This window comes from Peribacillus sp. NPDC094092 (genome assembly GCF_050279365.1).
Taxonomy (GTDB): domain Bacteria; phylum Bacillota; class Bacilli; order Bacillales; family DSM-1321; genus Peribacillus.
In genome coordinates this window covers 183,644-202,864 of sequence record NZ_JBNNUC010000003.1, presented here as the reverse complement: position 1 = coordinate 202,864, position 19,221 = coordinate 183,644, and the positions used below count along the sequence as shown (strand labels likewise).

Here is a 19,221-nt window from a genome sequence, read left to right as displayed (position 1 = left end):
GGAAAGGCATTGATTCGAATCGTAATTGCCGAAGATCAGCGGATGCTTCTTGGCGCGCTAGGTTCCATCCTTGATTTGGAAAGTGACATGGAGGTGGTTGGAAAAGCGAGCAATGGAGAAGAAGCAATGAATCTCGTCAATCAATTAAAGCCGGATATCTGCATAACCGATATTGAAATGCCAGTAAAAACCGGGCTCGATGTAGCGGAGGAGATCAAGGATCAGGGCCACCAATGCAAAGTCATCATTTTGACCACTTTTGCACGTCCTGGGTACTTTGAAAGAGCCAGAAAGGCAGAAGTAGGTGGATATCTGCTGAAGGATAGCCCAAGCGATGAACTGGCGAACTCGATCCGTGTCATCATGGATGGGCGGCGCGTTTATGCCCCTGAGCTGGTGGATATGGCTTTCGAAGAAGAAAACCCTTTGACTGAACGAGAGTGCCAAGTGCTCAAATTGGTCGCGGATGGTAAGACCACAAAAGAAATCGCAAGCCAGCTTTATTTGACTAATGGAACGGTTCGTAATTATATATCGGTCATCCTTGATAAATTGGATGTAAGCAACCGCGTTGAAGCGATTGTAAGGTTCAAGGAAAAGGGCTGGTCAAAAGATTGACCAAAGTGCATGTAATGGCGGCTTCCCAAATCAAAAAATGCAGTTTCAGGATTGGAATATGGTATATTAACTTTTATTACATACAGGAAAGGGGCTGACCTTATGCAAAAGGCTACATTTGCTGGAGGCTGTTTTTGGTGCATGGTGACACCATTTGAAGAACTGCCGGGGATTGGGGGAATCGTATCCGGTTATTCGGGAGGACATGTTGAAAACCCGACTTATGAAGAAGTGAAGACGGGAACCACGGGGCATTATGAAGTCGTGGAAATCACTTTCGATCCTCAGTTATTTCCTTATGAAAGATTGTTGGAACTATATTGGCAGCAAATTGATCCAACCGACGATGGCGGCCAATTCCATGACAGAGGAAGCCAATATCGGACGGCCATCTTCTATCATGATGAAGCTCAAGAAAAACTGGCTCTTGAAGCGAAAGAAAAGATGGCAGCCAGCGGGAAATTCCAGAAACCCATCGTAACGGAAATCCTTCCGGCCCAAATCTTCTATCCCGCCGAAGAATACCATCAAGGCTATCATAAAAAAAACAAAGAGGATTATAAGGCGGACCGTGCAAAATCGGGACGCGATGAATTCATTGACCAGCATTGGAATGGTGAATGAAATGGATCGGGTGTGTTTTCACATCCGGTTCTTTTTTTTCATGAGGAGGGTTCATTTTCTCATGATATTTTCATATTTCTTCAGTACACTAAGGGGTAGGTGGTGATGATCATGAATAAAAGAATTTTAATTATAGAAGATGAAGAGAAAATTGCGAGAGTTCTGCAGCTGGAACTTAATCATGAGGGTTATCAAACTGAATCGGCATTTACCGGAAAGGCAGGTCTTGAAAGGGCAGAAGCCGAAGCATGGGATTTAATCTTATTGGATGTGATGCTGCCGGAGCTGAATGGCATAGAAGTACTTAGGCGTTACCGGAAAAAGAATGGATCGACACCGGTCATCCTACTAACCGCAAGGGATGCTGTGCCAGACAAGGTGAATGGCCTTGACCATGGTGCAAATGATTATGTAACGAAACCGTTTGAAATTGAAGAGCTGCTCGCACGGATCCGTGCTTGTTTCCGAACCAATGTAAGGGAGCGCCAACCAGAAGGGGAAGTGGATGAACTGAAGATTCATGATCTGAAGTTGAACCTCGGAACAAGGGACATTCACAGGCAAGGCAAAAGGGTTGAGCTGACTTCACGCGAGTTCGATTTGCTGGTTTTTCTTTTACAAAATAAGAATCAAGTACTTTCGAGGGAGCAAATCCTGACACATGTATGGGGATATGATTTTGCAGGGGATACGAATGTGGTCGATGTGTATATCCGTTATTTACGCAAAAAAATAGATTATCCCTTTGAGCAGCAGCTCATACATACATACCGCGGTGTAGGTTACAGCTTGAAGGAGCCAGTATGAAGATCCGGACAAAAATCCAAACGTATTCCAGTCTTTTTTTGAGCGTCATGCTGATATTGTTGAGTATCATCGTTTTAATTGCTTTCCTTTGGATATCGGTGGAGAGGGAACGGGATCTGCTTGAAGATCAAGCTTCAATGATTGAAGAAAATATCCTGGCGAAAGATTTGATTTACGGTGATCCCGATTTAATGGAGCCGTATATCCCGGATGATGGAATGGTGCGGATATTCGACACGGATGGAAGGATGGTAAAATCATTTACCGATGAAGAGGAACTTGAGGGGCTAACAGTTAAAGCCATCAACGAAAAAGGATATGATTTTACCAAAGCTGACGGGGAATATGTAATGACCTACCGTCATCCTTATCCCGATGAAGGGAAGAAGCTAGGGATGATCGAGGTCACACGGCCGCAGGAAACCCTCCTTGATAATTTATCGACGCTTGCCTTCGTTTTAGGCGGTGCATCCCTTTTTGTCATTCTTTTATCCATTCTTGCCGGTAAGTGGCTTGCCAACCTGATCCTTAAACCGATATCGATCATGAGCGGAACGATGAAAGATATTGAGAAAAGCGGGGAATTCAAAAGGATACCGCTATCGGATCAGTCAAAGGACGAGCTGCAGGTGATGGGAGTGGCATTCAACAGGATGATAGAAAGGCTGGAGCGGAATTATAACCAACAGCAGCAATTCCTTTCAGATGCTTCGCATGAATTGAAAACACCGATTACGGTCATAGAAAGCTACTCCTCACTTTTGAAACGTTGGGGAATGAAGGATGAGGCGATTCAGGAAGAGGCGGTGGAGGCAATCCATCATGAAGCCGTCCGAATGAAAAAGCTGACGGAACATCTTCTGCAGTCTGCTTCCCAAACGGAACCTTCAGCAGAAGTGGAAGGGAAAATAGAACTTATTTCTTTTTGTGAAGGGATTGCCCAAACGTTCAGAAGGACGGGGAATCGTGAAATAACGATAGAATCAGAGTTTAAGGAATTACATGCAATGACCATTTCCGGTAAGCTTGAACAGGTGATGGTCATCCTATTGGACAATGCTATGAAATACAGCGAATCAAGTATTCAGATCATGATAAAACGGAAGGCCGATGAAATTTTCATCGGTGTGAAAGATCATGGAGCAGGGATATCACCAGAACATCTCCCACATGTATTCGAACGTTTTTATCGCGTGGATTCATCGAGGACGAGGAAAACGGGAGGCAATGGACTCGGGCTTTCCATCGCCCGGACGCTGGTCGAGTCTTTCGAAGGTAAATTGGAGATTCAAAGCGAAGTGGGGGAAGGAACGTTGGTGACGGTTACTCTTTCTCATCAAATTCTAATCTAACGCTCATGTTGGTTTCATGAAGGATGCTTATTATTAAGGTAACAACTTAAAGGAGGAATTCATTCATGAAAAAACAGTGGAGTACGATCAAAGAGGGTATCATACAAAGGAAAAAGGTCATCATGACAGTGTCCATGGCCTCCGTTTTACTTTTCGGGGGTGCTGCTGGAACGGCGGTATATGCAATCAATAAGGGTAACCTATCCGAGGATGAGGCTGTCAAAATGATTTCAGAAAAACTAGGCGGGGAAGTCACTCAATTTGAAAAGGATTGGGATCAGCCGATGACCTATGAGATGACTGTTAAAACGAAGGAAGGCTATCAAGACGTTGACGTTGATGCTGAAAAAGGAGAGATTCTTTCTCAGGAAATGGAAGACGGTGACGATGAAGATGACGATATGAGCATACGACAAGCGGCGGAAACTGCAAAAATCAGCAGTGACCAAGCCGAAAAGATTGCCTTGAAAGCGGTGGATGGTCAAGTAACGGATGCAGAGCTGGATTCGGAGAATGGAACCCTTGTGTACGAGCTGGAAATAAAACAAGGACAAAAGGAATATGATGTTGTGGTGGATGCCACCACTGGAAAAGTACTGAAAAACCAGTTGGATGATTAATCGATGGTAATCTGTGATCTAAGAATGATCATGAATTGAAGTGCATGGAGGATTTGCCGAGTGGCAGATCCTTTTTTTTAAGCCAGTATGAATCTAGATGAAGAGCCGGATGGGTGGAAGAAACGACCATGGAGCTGAAGACACCTTGAAAATAATTGCGGTTATAAAGGAATTTGAAAAGGAATCGCGAATAGGGGCAATAAGGAATCTTATACAATGGAGGAATGGTCATGGGGAATTTGGAAATGGCACTGTCATTAAGAGGAAAGAAAGAATTCAAAAAATCCAATCGATTATTGATGGATCTTGCAAAGCAAAATCCCGGCGATGCAGTCATGCAGTATCAGTGTGCCTGGAGTTTGGATATTCTCGGACTTGAGGTAAAGGCGGTGCCCTATTATGAAGCGGCAATCAATTTAGGTTTGCCGGAGGAGGATGCAAAAGGGGCCTACCTAGGATTGGGGAGCACATATCGCACCATAGGGGAATATGAAAAATCGAGACAGACATTGGAATCGGGGCTGGAGAAGTTTCCTGAGGATAAGGCATTATTGGTATTCAGGGCGATGGCTTTTTATAATTTGGGCCAACATGAACTTGCAATGGAATCTTTATTGAAGATAATTGCCGAAACCTCAAAGGATCGAGACATACAATCTTATGTTAAGGCCATCGAGTTTTATAGTGATAAACTGGATAAAGTTTTCACATAATAGTGATCATCCCCAAACTATCCACAACTCCTGGATAAAATAAGTCATTTTTACATATACGAAATGAATAAATCAACAAATATGACGGTGAATTTCTTGATTTCAGCACATTTGTGGATAAATGAATGTGGATAACCTCAGAACGTGGATAACTTTCGGGTGTTATTCACTACTTTTCCACAGGTAATCCACATATTCACCATTATGATAAAGAAAACTGACGATTAAGTTATCAGGAATTTTTTATTGTAATGACTTAAGGCTAAAAGGGGATAAATATAGCGGTAGCTATGATAATGGATATACAAAAAATCTGCCATTCCCTGGCCTGCAGGATAATCATTGGTCCAGCTGTCTTGTTGACCTGAACGGATGAGATAGGCAATGCCTTTTTCGATTTCGGCTGTCGGCTTTTCGGATGCCGATATCAACGCATCCACAGCCCAAGCTGTATGTGTCAGTGTACTTTCTCCGAGCGGGATATATCGCTGCTTGATATCACTGTAACAAGATTCCCCCCAGCCGCCATCTTCATTTTGAATTTTCTTCAACCAAGTTAAGGCTTTTTGGATGGATGGATGTCCAGTGGCTTGCCCTGCTGCCTTCATGCCGGTCAGTGCAGACCATGTGCCATATAAATAGCAGATGCCCCAGCGCCCATACCAGGAGCCGTCGCGCTTCTGGTCTTCCAATAGCCAATCCACCGCTCTTTTACTGACTTCTTCGGGCTTCTTCATATTTATATAGTTCCCCAGGAATTCCAGTGTTCTCCCTGTCAAATCAGCGGTAGAAGGATCAGTCAGGAGATACTTCGAACCCTCTATAGGAAGAAGGTGCAGCCATTTATGGTCGTTATTCCGTTCGAAGGCTGGAAATCCGCCATCATCATTTTGCATGGATATCGTGAAGGAGACACCGCGCTGCCAGCTGTCTCGATTATCCGGTTTTGCTTGCAGTTGTTTAGCCAGCGCCCGCAGTGAGGCGGTCGTATCATCGACATCTGGATTCATGGTATTGAAATCCGAGAACCCCCAGCCGCCTGGAATCGCATGAGGATTATGGATCTGCCAATCACCATACATATAATGCTGGTGTGACAGTAAATACTGATTGGCGGCCTTGACCGTAGGGTCTTTGGAAGGTATGCCGGCTTCTTGAAGGGAGTAGCTTATTAAGGAGGTATTCCAAACATGGGGCGTCGTGAACTGGATATGTGTGTGTCCCTCAATGGAGCAGGCCATCCCCTTCAGACCGGCAATGGCCTTTAGAATCACTGGATCCTTTTTCGAATATCCAATTGAAAGGAGGGCAAAGATCATGAAAAAGGTAGAACCGAAATAATTGTACAGTGTCCCGTCTGGTTCCAGCCTGTCGAGCATGAACCTTTTCGTTGAATCCAAGGCTAAGGAATGTAAATAATCGGGATAACCAATCAAAGTTTTGACGCCTGTTTGAAGTTTGGAGAAGAAGGAACGATATTCCTCGGTACGATACTCTTCCCACACATGCTCTTCGGAAAGGTCCTCCCTTGTTTGAAATAATTCTTTTAAACTTGGCGTTTCCGGGGTTTTGATCTGAAACTTTTTATGGCCTAGTAATAGCAATGGAATCATGTTGACCCGACCATATACGGAAAGATCATAAATGCTGACGAAAAAGGTCGGAGGAAGTAAGACCACTTCGAGAGGAATGGGGAATAGGCGCGGCCATGGGTATTGTCCGGTGACAGTAAGCATCATTTTCGTTAACATTTTGGCTTGTTTGATGCCACCCTTGGAAAGAATGAATTGTTTGGCTTTCCTCATATGGGGATCGTTCTTATTGCGGAGTCCGCTGAAAAGAAGGCCGTAATAAGCCTCGATCGTAACCGTAATATTGCCGTCCTTTTCATCGTGGAAAAGTTTCCATGAACCGTTTTCTGTTTGCTTGCTTTCGATTCTTTTTACTAAAGCCTCTATAAGAGGGGCATCTTCCATATCTAAAATTTTCAATAATATGATCATATAGGCATCTGCCGTAATCCCGGTGTCAAAGGGATAATTCCACGAACCATCAGCGGATTGGTCTCGTTTCAGGCGATGAACAAGGCGATTGATTTCCAATTGTACATGTTGGTTCAATGACTTTCCTCCTCTAAAAACACAGTTTCCGTTTATATGTATATTCAAAACTTGCCGTCGCATTCAAGAAATCATGTCAGGCGCATCGTCCTGCATGAATAAAGGAGGGGAAATTAAAAACGCTTTGGCAATGAAAGCTGCCAAAGCGAGATACTTTGCATCATTTAACTGGTAAAGAAGATGGCTGCATATAGCGGTAAATCGGCAGTTCTTTTCCTTTGTCAGCCGGGATGAAATGGAATGTCACATAGCTGTCGATGCCTTCAGGTTCGAGGGCAAGGGGGATGAAGTTGGCATCAGGCTGGGCCATGTCGAAAACATAGCTTCCTTTTGGGAAAACCCGAGTTGTTGAAGTGACGGTGGTCGTGACTTCCCTTGTGGAATGTCCGCTTTCCAGTTCAGCGGAAACTTTTAAATCCTTGACCCTATAGCCTTCAACAGCTAGTTTCATAGGTTTTTTTAATTGTTTAACTTCTACTCCCAATAGCTGAAGTTTCTTGGCGATATTTTTATATTCCGGTGGAAGGATATAGGCTGTCGGACGATCCCTAACAAGTGTAGGGTAGGCATCGGTAGAATCCAGCCAATCGATGGAGGCATCGGCCAATTTAGCTTTCGCTAAATCGACTACCTTCAATTTTTGATCCTTAACCAATTTATTTTCACTGGTGATGATAATTTTATCATGATCATTTGCTTTTCGCCCTTTTTGCACGACTTCAGTTTCTGCCTGTTTAACGGCCTTTTTAACTTTACCGGCCTGTTCGGCTGTCGTTTTGATGAAGGCTGCCTGAGCTGTAGCTTGTGCAAAGACACGTCGGTTAAAATCCGTACGGCCGATATTGATTCCCCTCGTTTCAATTAAATAGGTCATTGTATTTTTCAAGCCGAGGGCGTTTCTGCCAATCCGGGCTTCTGTGCTTCCTTCTGTGGCGGTTAGGATTCCATCATCAGAAGTGGCCAGTGTATAGTAATCGTGGTAGGAAAGCTTTTCTTTTTCCAATGCTTTATAAACATTAGGCAAAAGAAGTTCATCGGATGCTTTTCGAAGCTGTTTGGGAATATTTAAATTCTTGGCTGAGGAGATGAGTAAATCATAGGAAGCGATCGATCCGTTTGCTCCCACTTTTTTCAGGGGTGCGGGGTTCACTGTATATTCATGTACATCCAGAATGACTTCCGGTTCATAATCATCGATTGACTGATGAATCGTCTGTACTTCAGGATATTCCACTTTTAAGTAGTCCCTATTCGCATCCATGTCATTTGCCGTATATCGTTTGAAATAATAAGAGCCATCAGGATTGACGCGTGGAACGATGGCAACATTCACTTTATCGAGGACATCCCCAAGCTTGCCTTCAGCCAGCCATTGTGCAAGGACTAATGTTGATTCACCTGAAGCGGGTTCATTGCCATGTATCTGTCCTTGAATCCAAATCAATGGTTTATGTGAATCCTTATTCGGTCTTTTTGAATCCTTGCTGAAAAGAAGCAGCGGGATGTCGCGTCCTTCTGTGGACTTGCCTATCGTCTTGAAATGGATGTTCTTGTATTTATGGGAGAGGGACTTGATATGATCCAACATTTCTTCCTGGCTCGTAAAGGCGACCTTGTTTTGTTTAAAGGCAGGGGTGTTGAAAGATGCATTAGGGACAGGGAAAAGGTGGGAGAGGTTATCTGGTTGAATGTAGCTTGGACCATTTCCATAATAAGGGGTGAATTCTTCTGCTTCGGCCATGGGGCCAGGCAATCCAGTGACAAGACTTAGCGTAACGGCTGATACGATGGTAGGAATGATTTTTTTCATGGACGTCCTCCTGTCTATCTTTTTCCATAAATTATCATATATTAAGCTATTTATACAGTGAAAAAGTAGAAAATAGTGAAAAACAGGAAGTAACGACTAGATTAATGATTCCCTAGCATGATTTTCAATTCCTTTTAATAGATGTTCATCACCTGTATTCTGTATAATTACAGGTGGAAAGTCAAAAAGATACGGATTAAGCAATTTGTTTGGCCCGTATCATTTCAATTCATCATGTAACTTATTTAAAAGATCCTGTGAATCTTCGCCACTCACTGCGTGGCCGTTCACTTTCGCATAGGGGGTTTTCTTACAAAGTTTACACTCACTCAAACATTCATATTCTTTATATTGAATCCTTGGATTCGCCAAGAACTTACCATAATCAGCAACTGTTTTTTCATTAAGGAAGCGGTCAAGATTATTTTGGCAAAATTCAATCTGGATTTTCGCCTTTTTTGAGAACACTTTGGATAGCAAGTTTTTCATCATATCGCTTCTTTCATTGGAAGAGTAAATATTTGTTATTTTGATTTTATCACTTCCTGTAACGAAATGCATGATTGTTCACCAAAATTCATTACAATATGACTATTCGGAGAATATCAAAGTAATTCCCTTGTATATATTGACACATGTCTGAGAAATGATAGAATAAGAGTTAATGATAATGAATCTCATTATCACGAATGGGAAAACCTTGTAACTATTGCGACTTCATGATTTCCATTTCAAAAGGTGACTTTGCGATAGTCTATATTCAAATATACTTAATTAAAAATATTATATCGCTGTATTAACTGAGATAGGAAGAGTAGGAAATGTAGATGAAGATAAGATATTTAGTCATGGCATTAATCGTTTTATCATTTACGTCATTATTCATTGGCGTAAAAGATATTAGCCCTCTTGATTTATTGGATCTAAGTGATGATAAAGTGCAAATCATGCTGCAAAGCCGTTTCCCAAGAATGGTGACCATAGTCATTGCCGGTATCGTGATGAGTATAAGCGGTCTGATCATGCAGCAATTGAGCCGTAATAAATTTGTATCCCCGACGACTGCCGGAACCATGGATTCTGCACGGCTTGGACTTCTTCTTGCCATTATCATTTTTCCATCGGCAGCGCTTATTGAGAAAATGGCATTCGCTTTCGTATTCGCTTTGGCAGGTACATTCCTGTTCATGAAAATTCTTGATCAAGTGAAATATAAGGATACGATTTTCATTCCATTGGTTGGTTTGATGTTTGGTAATATCGTCGGATCCATCTCGACTTTCTTTGCCTATAAATATGATTTGATTCAAAGCCTCAACACATGGATGAATGGGGATTTCTCGATGATCATGTCTGGAAGGTACGAACTTATATATGTAAGTATCCCTCTAGTCATTCTCGCATACTTCTTTGCCAATAAATTCACTGTGGCAGGGATGGGTGAGGAGTTCGCCATCAATCTAGGAATCAATTATAAGCTTATAGTCAATTTTGGGTTGATCATCGTGGCATTATCCTCCACTGTCGTTTTGTTAACGGTGGGAACGATTCCTTTCATAGGATTGATCGTACCAAACATTGTATCCCTTTACCTTGGTGACAATTTGAAAAAGAGTCTTTCTCATACAGCATTGCTAGGGGCCGTATTCCTATTGATCTGCGATATTCTGGGCAGGATCCTCATATATCCATTTGAAATCCCGATCGGACTCGTGGTTGGTGTGATAGGAAGCGCCGTATTTATCTATCTGATACTGAGGAGAAAGGCATATGAATAATAAAAGTAGGATCATGATATTGGCTGTTCTTGCAGCAGCTTTAACGGCAGGTTATATCTTTTGGGACCTTGGTCCGAATTGGGATTATGCACTGCCGAGAAGGGTAATAAAAATCATCGCCATCATCGTGGTTGGTTGTGCAATAGCTTTTTCAACAGTGATTTTCCAGACGGTCACGAATAATAAAATTTTGACACCGAGCATCTTAGGGTTGGACTCCATGTATATGCTGATCCAAACGGGAGTGATTTTCCTCTTCGGTTCAACGCATATCATGATCATGAATAAAAATCTCAATTTCCTGATTACACTTGCGGCCATGCTTATTTTTTCCAGCCTGCTGTTCAAGTTCATGTTCAAGAAAAACCGCAATATATACTTCCTGTTGCTGATCGGTATCATATTCGGAACCTTATTCGGCAGCATGTCTTCATTCATGCAGGTATTGATTGACCCGAATGAGTTTCAAATCGTTCAAAATAAAATGTTCGCCAGCTTCAATAATGTCAACACCGACCTGTTAACGTTAGCCATTATCCTCATGATAGCGGCAATGATATATTTCATGAGACTTTTGAAATATTTAGATGTCATGTCACTGGGGAGGGACCAAGCCATAAACTTGGGTGTGGATTATGATTTTGTCACGAAGCGGGTTTTAATCGTCGTTACTGTTTTAATCTCCATTTCGACTGCCCTGATCGGTCCGATCACGTTCCTCGGATTACTTGTTGCAAATGTGGCATATCAATTCATTAAGTCCTATCAGCATAAACATATCATCCCGGGTGCCATGCTGATCAGTGTGATCGCCCTTGTCGGCGGCCAATTCATTGTGGAAAGAATCTTTACGTTCTCCACCACCTTAAGTGTCATCATCAACTTTGTCGGCGGTGTCTATTTCATCTATCTTCTATTAAAGGAGAATAAATCATGGTAGAAGTGAAAAATTTATTCAAAAAATATAATAGTAAAACGGTTGTCGAGGATGTTTCCATTGAAATAGTGCAAGGGAAAATCACATCCTTCATCGGTCCCAATGGAGCGGGTAAAAGTACCGTCCTTTCGATGATCAGCCGTCTCATTACCCGGGATTCGGGAGAAGTCCTGATCGATGGACAAGATATGGGGAAATTCAAAAGCAATGAACTTGCGAAAAAGATTGCCATCTTAAAGCAGGCTAACCACATCAATATCCGTTTAACGATTCGTGAACTCGTCGCCTTTGGCCGTTTTCCTTATTCACAAGGAAAGCTGACCAAAGAGGATTGGAAATACGTCGATGAAGCGATTGAATATATGGAACTTGCCGACATGCAGGATAAGTTTCTGGACCAGCTTAGCGGCGGGCAGCAACAGCGGGCCTTCATTGCCATGGTTATTGCTCAGGACACGGAGTATGTACTACTTGATGAGCCCCTGAACAATCTTGATATGAAGCATTCCGTCCAAATCATGAAGGTATTGAGGAGATTGGCCGATGAATTAGGGAAAACGGTCATCATCGTCATTCATGACATTAATTTTGCATCCTGTTATTCCGACTATATTGTCGCGTTGAAGGATGGCAAGGTTGTTCATAATGGACCTACAGAGCAAGTCATCAATTCCAATGTATTAAAGGAAATCTATGATATGGATATTGAAATCCAAAGCATCAATGACAATAAGATCTGTGTGTACTTCACATAAGACCCAAGACCCTTCCATCTGGTTTTAAATTACTTCAGTATTCGTAGCCTTCCCGGAATCACCTCATACGCTTCTTAGGCAGTTAAGAGTTGGCGGGCGCCCAAGACTTTAGCCGCCTCCTGTTCATACGGCAGGGAAAGTGATGAAGGTGAACTCTGTGAAGGTGAGGATTCAATATGTAATTTTAAATAAAAAAATTTTTCGAGGTGACCATAATGATTAAGAAATTATCCTTACTGCTTTTGGTTGCAATGCTCGCTGTAGTGGCTGTAGCTTGCGGATCAGATAAGGAAAAAGAAGAATCAAGCGCGAAAAAAGAAAGTGCCAAGAGCGAAGAAATTACGGTTAAGCACCAACTAGGCGAAACGAAAGTAAAAACTAACCCTGAAAAAGTCGTTGTATTCGATATGGGTACTCTTGATACTCTTGATAAATTAGGTGTGGAAGTGGCAGCTGTTCCTCATGATGGACTTCCAGAATACCTTTCTAAATATGAAGATACAACTGAAAATGCCGGCGGATTAAAAGAGCCTGACTTCGAAAAAATCAACGAAATTGCACCAGATTTAATCCTTATTTCTGGCCGTCAATCTGAAGCATATGAAGAATTAAGCAAAATTGCCCCTACTGTTTTTGTTGGTGTGGATACAACAAAGTATATGGAATCCTTTAAAGAAAACGTAACACTTTTGGGTAAAATCTTCGATAAAAAAGACGAAGCAGCTAAAGAATTGGCAAGTGTTGAAGAAAACATTAATGCTTTGAAAGAAAAAGCCCCAACTGACAAAACTGGTTTAATCGTTCTTTCGAGCGGTGGAAAAGTAAGTGCTTACGGACCGGATTCACGATTTGGCATCATCCATGATGTATTCGGAGTGCCTGCAGTAGATGATAAATTGGAAGTATCGACACATGGTCAAAGCATTTCTTTCGAATACATTGCTGAAAAGAACCCTGACTACCTATTCGTTGTAGATAGGGATGCGGTTGCCGGTGATGGAGCTGCAGCAAAAGAAACGATTGAAAATGACATTGTAAAAAATACAAAAGCATTTAAAGAAGGTAACATCATTTATCTAGACCCTAACTACTGGTACTTATCAGGCGGCGGTTTAGAATCTGTTGATGCTATGGTTAAAGAAATTTCAGAAGGCATCAAGTAATATAAAATAAGGAATCCTGTCCTCGGTCGAGGGCAGGATTTTTATTTTTTATAATAAAGCTGGATGAAACCAATATACTAACAAAGGGGACGAAAAGATTTCTTGCCATACACAGGAAAGCTTTTAAGGCGCCATAACCCCTAATAAGGGGGGGAGAATAGACAAGTCCTATATTCAAAGCCTGTTACCGCTCCTATGGTCATATGGGCTTCCTATCGAAAGAGTATAACCCTTCAGCCAATATGGAAAAATTCAGTTTCTTCCTATTATAATGTCATTTGCATCCTCTCGGTTTCCAGGAAGGGTTTTAAAATTGTAATTTTAGTGAACTTTGGTAAATTGAATCTTTTATGGGTGATAAATGATCCCGGAAAGTAAAAATATAAACACAAAAAGATCATCGCTTTCAGGAAAAATTATTTGAAAAAAGCTAGCTAAATATGCCGGAGGGGAATGATGTCGATATGAAGCGAAACCCTATTGTTATTTTATGGGGTTTAAGAGGCGGAGGGACGCAATGATAAACGGGTCAAACTTTTGCAGGATTTGATTTTGGCGGGGGTATTAAAAATGCGGAGGAGACATGCTTCCATGTAACCGGCGATCCATTCTCAACTGTCGAATCATCGGGAAAGAAATCCTGGATCTACCTTATAGCTTTAAATAATTGAAGATTTATATCTTTACATATTTTGTAATGTACTGGTTTTTTTATAAAGAGTCGTTTATAATGGTAAAAGCCTGAAAGACGTGAAGCTAATTAGCGACTGTCATCCGCAGTCACCCCAAAAAGTTACGGTGATATTTATTGGATTAAGAAATGGAGTTCCTATATATTTGTTATAGGTGCGCTGAACATTCGAGATGGGCGAAACTCTGTTATTTTTTCAAAGGCTTGTTCATAAGCTAAAGAAGTGTTCTGGATATAAGGGTTATGGATGTGACAATAAGTGGTTTTCACAATCTTGACTATCCAAGTGAAAGAATGCTATTATAGGGTTTCCGATTTTCCGTCTTTTGTAAGTTTGTAAAAATTTATATAAATAAACCACTAGATTAATAGAGGTGAAAGCATGAATAATTTTCTTAAAAAAAGCCGGCATTTATTTGCAGATAACATACTAGGCTTTTTCTTTATTGCGGTAGTCTTGTTTACGATAAAAACTTATATTGGATATCGAGTTGAATTTAACTTAGGTATTGAAAATGGCCTGCAACAGTTCTTACTGTTCATAAACCCGATTAGTTCAGCCATTTTATTCTTCGGCTTGGCACTATTGGCTAGAGGCAAAAAAACGTTTAAATGGATCATCAGGTTGAACCTATTGATGTCACTATGGTTATTCTTCAATATTGTATACTATCGGTCATTTACCGATTTCATTACATTGCCAACCTTGACGCAAGTACAAAATGCCGGGGATTTGGGGCCGAGTATTTTAGAATTATTTAAAGGCCATGATGTACTTTATTTCCTTGATACGGTCCTTTTGATCGTGTTGTACAGATTCAAAGACTTTAAAGTGGAAGACTTCAAAGTCAAACGCCGTACAGTTGGAATGGTTTACCTAGCGGGACTTGCAATTTTCGCAATCAATTTGGGACTTGCTGAAAAGGATCGCCCGCAATTATTATCAAGGACATTCGACCGGAACTATATCGTCAAATATTTGGGCATGTTCAACTATACGGTTTATGATGCCGTTCAGAATACTAAAACATACGCTCAGCGTGCAACTGCAAACAGCACCGATATCGCTGAAGTCGTCAACTATACGAAGGCAACAAGCGCTGAACCGAACCCTGAATATTTTGGTGCAGCCAAAGGTAAAAATGTTATCTACCTGCATTTGGAATCGATGCAGAATTTCCTGATCGATTATAAGTTGGATGGGGAGGAAGTCACTCCATTTTTGAACTCACTTGCACATGATAAGTCAGATTTCATGCGCTTTGATAATTTCTTCCATCAAGTGGGCCAAGGTAAAACAGCGGATGCCGAATTCATGCTTGAAAATTCCCTGTTCGGTTTACCGCAGGGGGCAGCATTCACAAACCGTTCCCAAAATACGTATCAAGCAGCACCAGCAATCTTAGGACAACAAGGATACACATCTGCTGTGTTCCATGGTAATTACAAATCTTTCTGGAACCGGGATAAGATGTATAAGTCTCTTGGTTTTAACCAGTTCTTCGATGCAAACCATTATAATATGGAAAATAAAGAGGAAGTACTAAGTTATGGATTAATGGATAAGCCTTTCTTCAAGGAATCGATTCCAATGTTAGAAACGCTTAAACAGCCTTTCTATACAAAATTCATAACGGTATCTCACCATTTCCCATATTCGATGGATCAGGAAAAAGCAACAATCGGTAAGCATACGACAGGCGATGCTTCCGTGGATAATTACTTCCAGACTGCACGCTATGCCGATGAGGCGCTTAAAGAGTTTTTCGATTATCTGAAGGAATCCGGTCTATATGACAACTCGGTAATCGTTATGTATGGTGATCACTATGGTATTTCCGAAAACCATAAAGAAGCCATGTCAAAAGTGCTTGGCAAGGATGTTGGCGCATTTGAGAATGCCCAATTGCAACGTGTGCCATTATTGATTCATGTTCCGGGTGTTGAAGGCGGGGAAATGCACCAATACGGAGGACAGATCGACCTTCTCCCGACTTTATTGCATCTGTTAGGAATCGAATCTAAAGATTATGTACAATTCGGTTCAGATTTATTGTCAAAAGATCATAATGAAGTGGTACCTTTCAGGAATGGTGATTTTGTTACACCGGATGTCACTTCCATTAAAGGTAAATACTACGATACTAAAACAGGGGAATTGGTCGAGGAAAATGATGACATCCTCAATTATAAAAAGAGAGCTGAAACGATGCTCAATTTATCCGATCAAGTAGTTAACGGTGACTTACTCCGTTTCTATACTCCAAATGGTTTTAAACCGATAGACCCTGCTGATTATGATTACACATATGATGAAGAAGGTTCAAAGGAAGATGAAAAGACCGATAAATAAGGCTAATGAAAAAACAGGCAGGAAGCCATCGCTTCCTGCCTGTTTTTTTATGTGTTAGATCATGCTTTATTGGACATCATGGCAATATACTTTCTTATTTCATCAGGATTCCCTGCATATTTTTCAGCACGCTGTTCATCTTTCATGATTTTATCCTTTGCTTTGATAAGGATTTCTTCACCAATGGCTTCTGGCACGACCACGACTCCATCTATGTCCCCTATGATGATGTCCCCTGGAAAGACGGTGACACCCCCACAGGAAATGGGGATATTGGTTTCGCCTACACCTGCCTTGCCACTTGAGGCAACCGTCGTCCCTTTGCTGAAAACAGGGAAATTCATCTCTTTAATGGCTTCAAGATCGCGAATGACCCCATCTACCACGAGGCCGCCAATTTCCATGGTCTGCATCATGCCGACAACGAAGTCTCCTGCTATAGCCCGGTATGTATCACCTTTGCTGTCAACGACTATTATATCCCCAGGCCTTGCTTGGCCGATTGCTTTTAACACAGCTGAATTATCACCAACGGGCATCTGTACAGTCAAAGCTCGTCCGGCCATTCGAAATTCTTCCTTTAAGGGTTTAATCGCTGATTCCAGATTGCTCAACCCTTCCATTGCATCGGAAATCGCCGTGGTGGGCAAATTCCTGAACTGTTGAATGAGAGTGTCCATGATTATGATTCCTCCTTAAGAGTTAATGAATATAGCCTAATTATACACAAATTTTGTAATTTTCTAATAGTTTTCCGTTTGATAAAATGGTAAATGCAGTATAATCAATATATGAAGGGGAGGGAAGTTCTGCCGTCACAAGGGGGTTAAAGTCCAATTCCTTTTTAATCAATCGATTGATTAAACTTTATACTTCATCATGATGAAGAGTTTGAAATGCCTTTTTATTTCAATGCCATTATTTCAGAAGAGTAAGGTGTTAATGGAAATAGTGTTTTACACCGTATGTATGCATAGAAGCAGTCCTATTAATGTTATGGTCTCCATGCCTTTTTGATCCGTGCCGGAATGTTCTTCCAGGATCAAGAGAGGAATTGTTTTGCATATCCTCGATGTTCAATCTGGATGGGGATGTTAAAGAAGAAATCGATAACTCTACAAGTGTGCGGAAGGTCACTTATAAACCTCAAAGCAGGAGCAGAATCAAGACGGAGGTTGCCAATGTAAGCCAAAGGGGGCTGAAAACTTCTGGATGAATGATTAAAAAAATGATTCCTGCAATAGTGGCAGCCTGCTGTATGGTCATATGTCTAATGAAGTGTATTCCCGCTTTAAAACAGGCTTTAAGCAGAGGCATTTGATTCATTTTCATTCCTCCTTTTTCTATCAATAATATGACCAGGCATAAAAGAAAATACATGGGGATTCGTTTTCTGCCCAATTATTACGGGTATAGTAAAGGTAAAATAAAAGGAGGAATCTAGGTGATCATTGTATATATTAGTCTTGCCCTCTTTATCGGAGCGATTATCTATTTAGCGTTTTTTGCTTTTAAAACATTTAAGGATTCCAAACCGACAATTGAAAATGTGACTGAAACCGTTACACGCATACAGGCCAAAACGGACCAGATTAAATCGGAGACGGACCAACTCGCCATGACCCAGCAAGAAATCACTGAAGATGTCCAATATAAAAAAGAGGCTGTACAATATACGATTGATGCGGCTAAAGAAATGCCTGAACCATTTAAAAATATTTGGCTTTCAATAAAAGGTGACAAGTGGAAGCTTAGAAACAGAAGCGATGCATAAGTGTTTGACCGATTTGAAATGTACATGATATAGTATGGAAATAATAAGTTTCTAGGGTTCCTCGGTTGAATTTTGCCGGAATGGTCCAAGAGAAACGCGCAGGAATCTGTGTACACGGAGGGAAAAAAGCCCGGGAGGTTATGATTTATGACCTTTCGGGCTTTTTCTGTAATTGGAGGGAAAAAGATGGCTTGGATTCATTTGGTGATTGCAGGATTATTTGAAGTGGTATGGGCGACAAGTTTAAAGTATACGGAGGGTTTTACGAAATTATTGCCTTCTATCATAACGATTGCCGGTATGGTCATTAGTTTTTATTTTTTATCATCGGCGATAAAAACCCTGCCTATGGGAACGGCGTATGCAATTTGGACCGGAATAGGGGCCCTTGGGGCTGTTCTGGTTGGCATCATCGTTTTTAACGAGCCTAAGGATGCGATGCGTTTGGTATTCGTCGGTTTAATTTTGGTGGGGATTATCGGCTTGAAAATCACTTCTTCTGAATAATCTATCCTCTCCTCGTAAATAGTAATGTTAAACGATTTTAGAGGAGTGAAGAAAATGAACTATAAAGCGATAGTATCAAGTGCGATGATGGCTTTAATGATTACAGGTTGTTCAACTAATGATAAAGAAGGTGCCAGTGAAAATCTTGGCCTGAATCGTACCCATCAAGATAATTTAGATAATCCGATGAATGTAAGCGATACAAGGCAAAATATTAATGATAATAATAACAATAACAATGACAATAATGATAATGGCGTAAACGATATGAGGGTCTCCAAGGATATCTCAAATCGGGTCGAAGCCCTGAAGGAAGTAAGTAGAGCAAGTGTCATCGTCACTGGAAATAATGCTTATGTAGGGGCGGTATTGAAAGACGGCGGGGATAAGGATATCTCGAATGACCTTAAAGAAAGGGTTGCTGATGCAGTAAGGGGAGCCGATCCATCGGTAGACCAAGTTTATGTGTCGACAAACCCGGACTTTGTTCAAAGAATGAAAGGGTATGCGAATGATATTGAGAATGGAAAACCCGTTGCAGGATTGGGTGAAGAGTTCCGTGAACTGGTAACACGCATTTTTCCAAGTCAAAGGTAATG

The 19,221-nt window shown here is 41.3% G+C and carries 19 protein-coding genes and 1 riboswitch; of the genes, 14 read left to right on the top strand and 5 right to left on the bottom strand.

Features of this window, described 5'->3' with window-relative positions; translation table 11 throughout:
* Positions 1–9 precede the first annotated feature (9 nt).
* The 6 genes from ACQKNS_RS16660 to ACQKNS_RS16635 all read left to right on the top strand — a co-directional run bounded on the left by ACQKNS_RS16660 (position 10) and on the right by ACQKNS_RS16635 (position 4,734).
* Positions 10–618 (top strand): response regulator, encoded by a 609-nt coding sequence (locus ACQKNS_RS16660; RefSeq protein ID WP_427644447.1) that lies wholly within the window; start codon positions 10–12, stop codon positions 616–618.
* A 102-nt stretch (positions 619–720) separates the two neighbouring features.
* Entirely contained in the window at positions 721–1,242 is a 522-nt protein-coding gene (gene msrA, locus ACQKNS_RS16655; RefSeq protein ID WP_427644446.1) for a peptide-methionine (S)-S-oxide reductase MsrA, read from the top strand.
* Positions 1,243–1,353: 111 nt separating this feature from the next.
* Positions 1,354–2,049, top strand: a complete 696-nt coding sequence (locus ACQKNS_RS16650; RefSeq protein WP_427644445.1) for a response regulator transcription factor — start codon at positions 1,354–1,356, stop codon at positions 2,047–2,049.
* The gene (locus ACQKNS_RS16645; protein ID WP_427644444.1) at positions 2,046–3,401 is read left to right on the top strand and encodes an ATP-binding protein; all 1,356 of its coding nucleotides are present in this window, start codon (positions 2,046–2,048) and stop codon (positions 3,399–3,401) included. Before ACQKNS_RS16650 ends, ACQKNS_RS16645 begins: the two co-directional genes overlap by 4 nt.
* Before the next feature lie 65 nt (positions 3,402–3,466).
* Positions 3,467–4,021, top strand: coding sequence for a PepSY domain-containing protein (locus tag ACQKNS_RS16640; RefSeq protein WP_427644443.1), 555 nt, complete (start codon positions 3,467–3,469; stop codon positions 4,019–4,021).
* Positions 4,022–4,251: 230 nt separating this feature from the next.
* Positions 4,252–4,734, top strand: a complete 483-nt coding sequence (locus ACQKNS_RS16635; RefSeq protein ID WP_427644442.1) for a tetratricopeptide repeat protein — start codon at positions 4,252–4,254, stop codon at positions 4,732–4,734.
* A gap of 224 nt (positions 4,735–4,958) precedes the next feature.
* Here the strand turns inward: ACQKNS_RS16635 and shc are convergent, their stop codons facing one another.
* The 3 genes from shc to ACQKNS_RS16620 form a co-directional block, all read right to left on the bottom strand.
* On the bottom strand, positions 4,959–6,854 hold the full coding sequence (shc, locus tag ACQKNS_RS16630; RefSeq protein ID WP_427644441.1) for a squalene--hopene cyclase: 1,896 nt from the start codon (positions 6,852–6,854) through the stop codon (positions 4,959–4,961).
* A gap of 160 nt (positions 6,855–7,014) precedes the next feature.
* The gene (locus tag ACQKNS_RS16625; protein ID WP_427644440.1) at positions 7,015–8,664 is read right to left on the bottom strand and encodes a M14 family metallopeptidase; all 1,650 of its coding nucleotides are present in this window, start codon (positions 8,662–8,664) and stop codon (positions 7,015–7,017) included.
* A 219-nt stretch (positions 8,665–8,883) separates the two neighbouring features.
* Positions 8,884–9,225 (bottom strand): DUF1450 domain-containing protein, encoded by a 342-nt coding sequence (locus tag ACQKNS_RS16620; RefSeq protein ID WP_427644439.1) that lies wholly within the window; start codon positions 9,223–9,225, stop codon positions 8,884–8,886.
* Positions 9,226–9,491: 266 nt separating this feature from the next.
* Between ACQKNS_RS16620 and ACQKNS_RS16615 the strand changes: the two genes are divergently transcribed.
* The 5 genes from ACQKNS_RS16615 (at position 9,492) to ACQKNS_RS16595 (ending at position 16,341) form a co-directional block, all read left to right on the top strand.
* Complete coding sequence (locus tag ACQKNS_RS16615) at positions 9,492–10,442, top strand: ABC transporter permease (RefSeq protein WP_427644438.1); 951 nt, start codon at positions 9,492–9,494, stop codon at positions 10,440–10,442.
* Positions 10,435–11,382, top strand: a complete 948-nt coding sequence (locus ACQKNS_RS16610; protein WP_427644437.1) for an iron chelate uptake ABC transporter family permease subunit — start codon at positions 10,435–10,437, stop codon at positions 11,380–11,382. Before ACQKNS_RS16615 ends, ACQKNS_RS16610 begins: the two co-directional genes overlap by 8 nt.
* Positions 11,376–12,134, top strand: coding sequence for an ABC transporter ATP-binding protein (locus tag ACQKNS_RS16605; RefSeq protein ID WP_427644436.1), 759 nt, complete (start codon positions 11,376–11,378; stop codon positions 12,132–12,134). The genes ACQKNS_RS16610 and ACQKNS_RS16605 overlap by 7 nt, the downstream gene beginning before the upstream one ends.
* Before the next feature lie 218 nt (positions 12,135–12,352).
* Positions 12,353–13,297, top strand: a complete 945-nt coding sequence (locus ACQKNS_RS16600) for a siderophore ABC transporter substrate-binding protein (RefSeq protein ID WP_427644747.1) — start codon at positions 12,353–12,355, stop codon at positions 13,295–13,297.
* A gap of 1,073 nt (positions 13,298–14,370) precedes the next feature.
* On the top strand, positions 14,371–16,341 hold the full coding sequence (locus ACQKNS_RS16595) for an LTA synthase family protein (protein ID WP_427644435.1): 1,971 nt from the start codon (positions 14,371–14,373) through the stop codon (positions 16,339–16,341).
* Positions 16,342–16,400: 59 nt separating this feature from the next.
* Here the strand turns inward: ACQKNS_RS16595 and ACQKNS_RS16590 are convergent, their stop codons facing one another.
* Together ACQKNS_RS16590 and ACQKNS_RS16585 are read right to left on the bottom strand one after the other, a co-directional pair.
* The gene (locus ACQKNS_RS16590; RefSeq protein WP_427644434.1) at positions 16,401–17,021 is read right to left on the bottom strand and encodes an RraA family protein; all 621 of its coding nucleotides are present in this window, start codon (positions 17,019–17,021) and stop codon (positions 16,401–16,403) included.
* Between the two features lie 466 nt (positions 17,022–17,487).
* On the bottom strand, positions 17,488–17,667 hold the full coding sequence (locus ACQKNS_RS16585) for a hypothetical protein (protein WP_034310080.1): 180 nt from the start codon (positions 17,665–17,667) through the stop codon (positions 17,488–17,490).
* Between the two features lie 118 nt (positions 17,668–17,785).
* Here ACQKNS_RS16585 and ACQKNS_RS16580 point away from each other — a divergent pair, with 118 nt between their 5' ends.
* The 3 genes from ACQKNS_RS16580 to ACQKNS_RS16570 all read left to right on the top strand — a co-directional run bounded on the left by ACQKNS_RS16580 (position 17,786) and on the right by ACQKNS_RS16570 (position 19,219).
* Positions 17,786–18,115 (top strand): DUF948 domain-containing protein, encoded by a 330-nt coding sequence (locus ACQKNS_RS16580; protein WP_427644433.1) that lies wholly within the window; start codon positions 17,786–17,788, stop codon positions 18,113–18,115.
* 40 nt (positions 18,116–18,155) lie between these two features.
* A riboswitch (guanidine-I (ykkC/yxkD leader) is annotated at positions 18,156–18,254 on the top strand.
* A 47-nt stretch (positions 18,255–18,301) separates the two neighbouring features.
* A complete protein-coding gene (gene sugE, locus ACQKNS_RS16575; RefSeq protein WP_427644432.1) occupies positions 18,302–18,622 on the top strand; it encodes a quaternary ammonium compound efflux SMR transporter SugE in 321 nt (106 codons plus the stop codon).
* Positions 18,623–18,676: 54 nt separating this feature from the next.
* Entirely contained in the window at positions 18,677–19,219 is a 543-nt protein-coding gene (locus ACQKNS_RS16570; protein WP_427644431.1) for a YhcN/YlaJ family sporulation lipoprotein, read from the top strand.
* Positions 19,220–19,221: the final 2 nt, after the last annotated feature.

What these genes read in the sequence shown, in the direction of transcription:
- ACQKNS_RS16625 (WP_427644440.1), bottom strand. Translation starts at nt 8,664, where the DNA reads ATGAAAAAAATCATTCCTACCATCGTATCAGCCGTTACGCTAAGTCTT.
- sugE (WP_427644432.1), top strand. Translation starts at nt 18,302, where the DNA reads ATGGCTTGGATTCATTTGGTGATTGCAGGATTATTTGAAGTGGTATGG.
- ACQKNS_RS16640 (WP_427644443.1), top strand. Translation starts at nt 3,467, where the DNA reads ATGAAAAAACAGTGGAGTACGATCAAAGAGGGTATCATACAAAGGAAA.
- msrA (WP_427644446.1), top strand. Translation starts at nt 721, where the DNA reads ATGCAAAAGGCTACATTTGCTGGAGGCTGTTTTTGGTGCATGGTGACA.
- ACQKNS_RS16635 (WP_427644442.1), top strand. Translation starts at nt 4,252, where the DNA reads ATGGGGAATTTGGAAATGGCACTGTCATTAAGAGGAAAGAAAGAATTC.
- ACQKNS_RS16605 (WP_427644436.1), top strand. Translation starts at nt 11,376, where the DNA reads ATGGTAGAAGTGAAAAATTTATTCAAAAAATATAATAGTAAAACGGTT.
- ACQKNS_RS16645 (WP_427644444.1), top strand. Translation starts at nt 2,046, where the DNA reads ATGAAGATCCGGACAAAAATCCAAACGTATTCCAGTCTTTTTTTGAGC.
- ACQKNS_RS16650 (WP_427644445.1), top strand. Translation starts at nt 1,354, where the DNA reads ATGAATAAAAGAATTTTAATTATAGAAGATGAAGAGAAAATTGCGAGA.
- ACQKNS_RS16620 (WP_427644439.1), bottom strand. Translation starts at nt 9,225, where the DNA reads ATGCATTTCGTTACAGGAAGTGATAAAATCAAAATAACAAATATTTAC.
- ACQKNS_RS16590 (WP_427644434.1), bottom strand. Translation starts at nt 17,021, where the DNA reads ATGGACACTCTCATTCAACAGTTCAGGAATTTGCCCACCACGGCGATT.
- ACQKNS_RS16610 (WP_427644437.1), top strand. Translation starts at nt 10,435, where the DNA reads ATGAATAATAAAAGTAGGATCATGATATTGGCTGTTCTTGCAGCAGCT.
- ACQKNS_RS16570 (WP_427644431.1), top strand. Translation starts at nt 18,677, where the DNA reads ATGAACTATAAAGCGATAGTATCAAGTGCGATGATGGCTTTAATGATT.
- ACQKNS_RS16595 (WP_427644435.1), top strand. Translation starts at nt 14,371, where the DNA reads ATGAATAATTTTCTTAAAAAAAGCCGGCATTTATTTGCAGATAACATA.
- ACQKNS_RS16615 (WP_427644438.1), top strand. Translation starts at nt 9,492, where the DNA reads ATGAAGATAAGATATTTAGTCATGGCATTAATCGTTTTATCATTTACG.
- ACQKNS_RS16585 (WP_034310080.1), bottom strand. Translation starts at nt 17,667, where the DNA reads ATGAATCAAATGCCTCTGCTTAAAGCCTGTTTTAAAGCGGGAATACAC.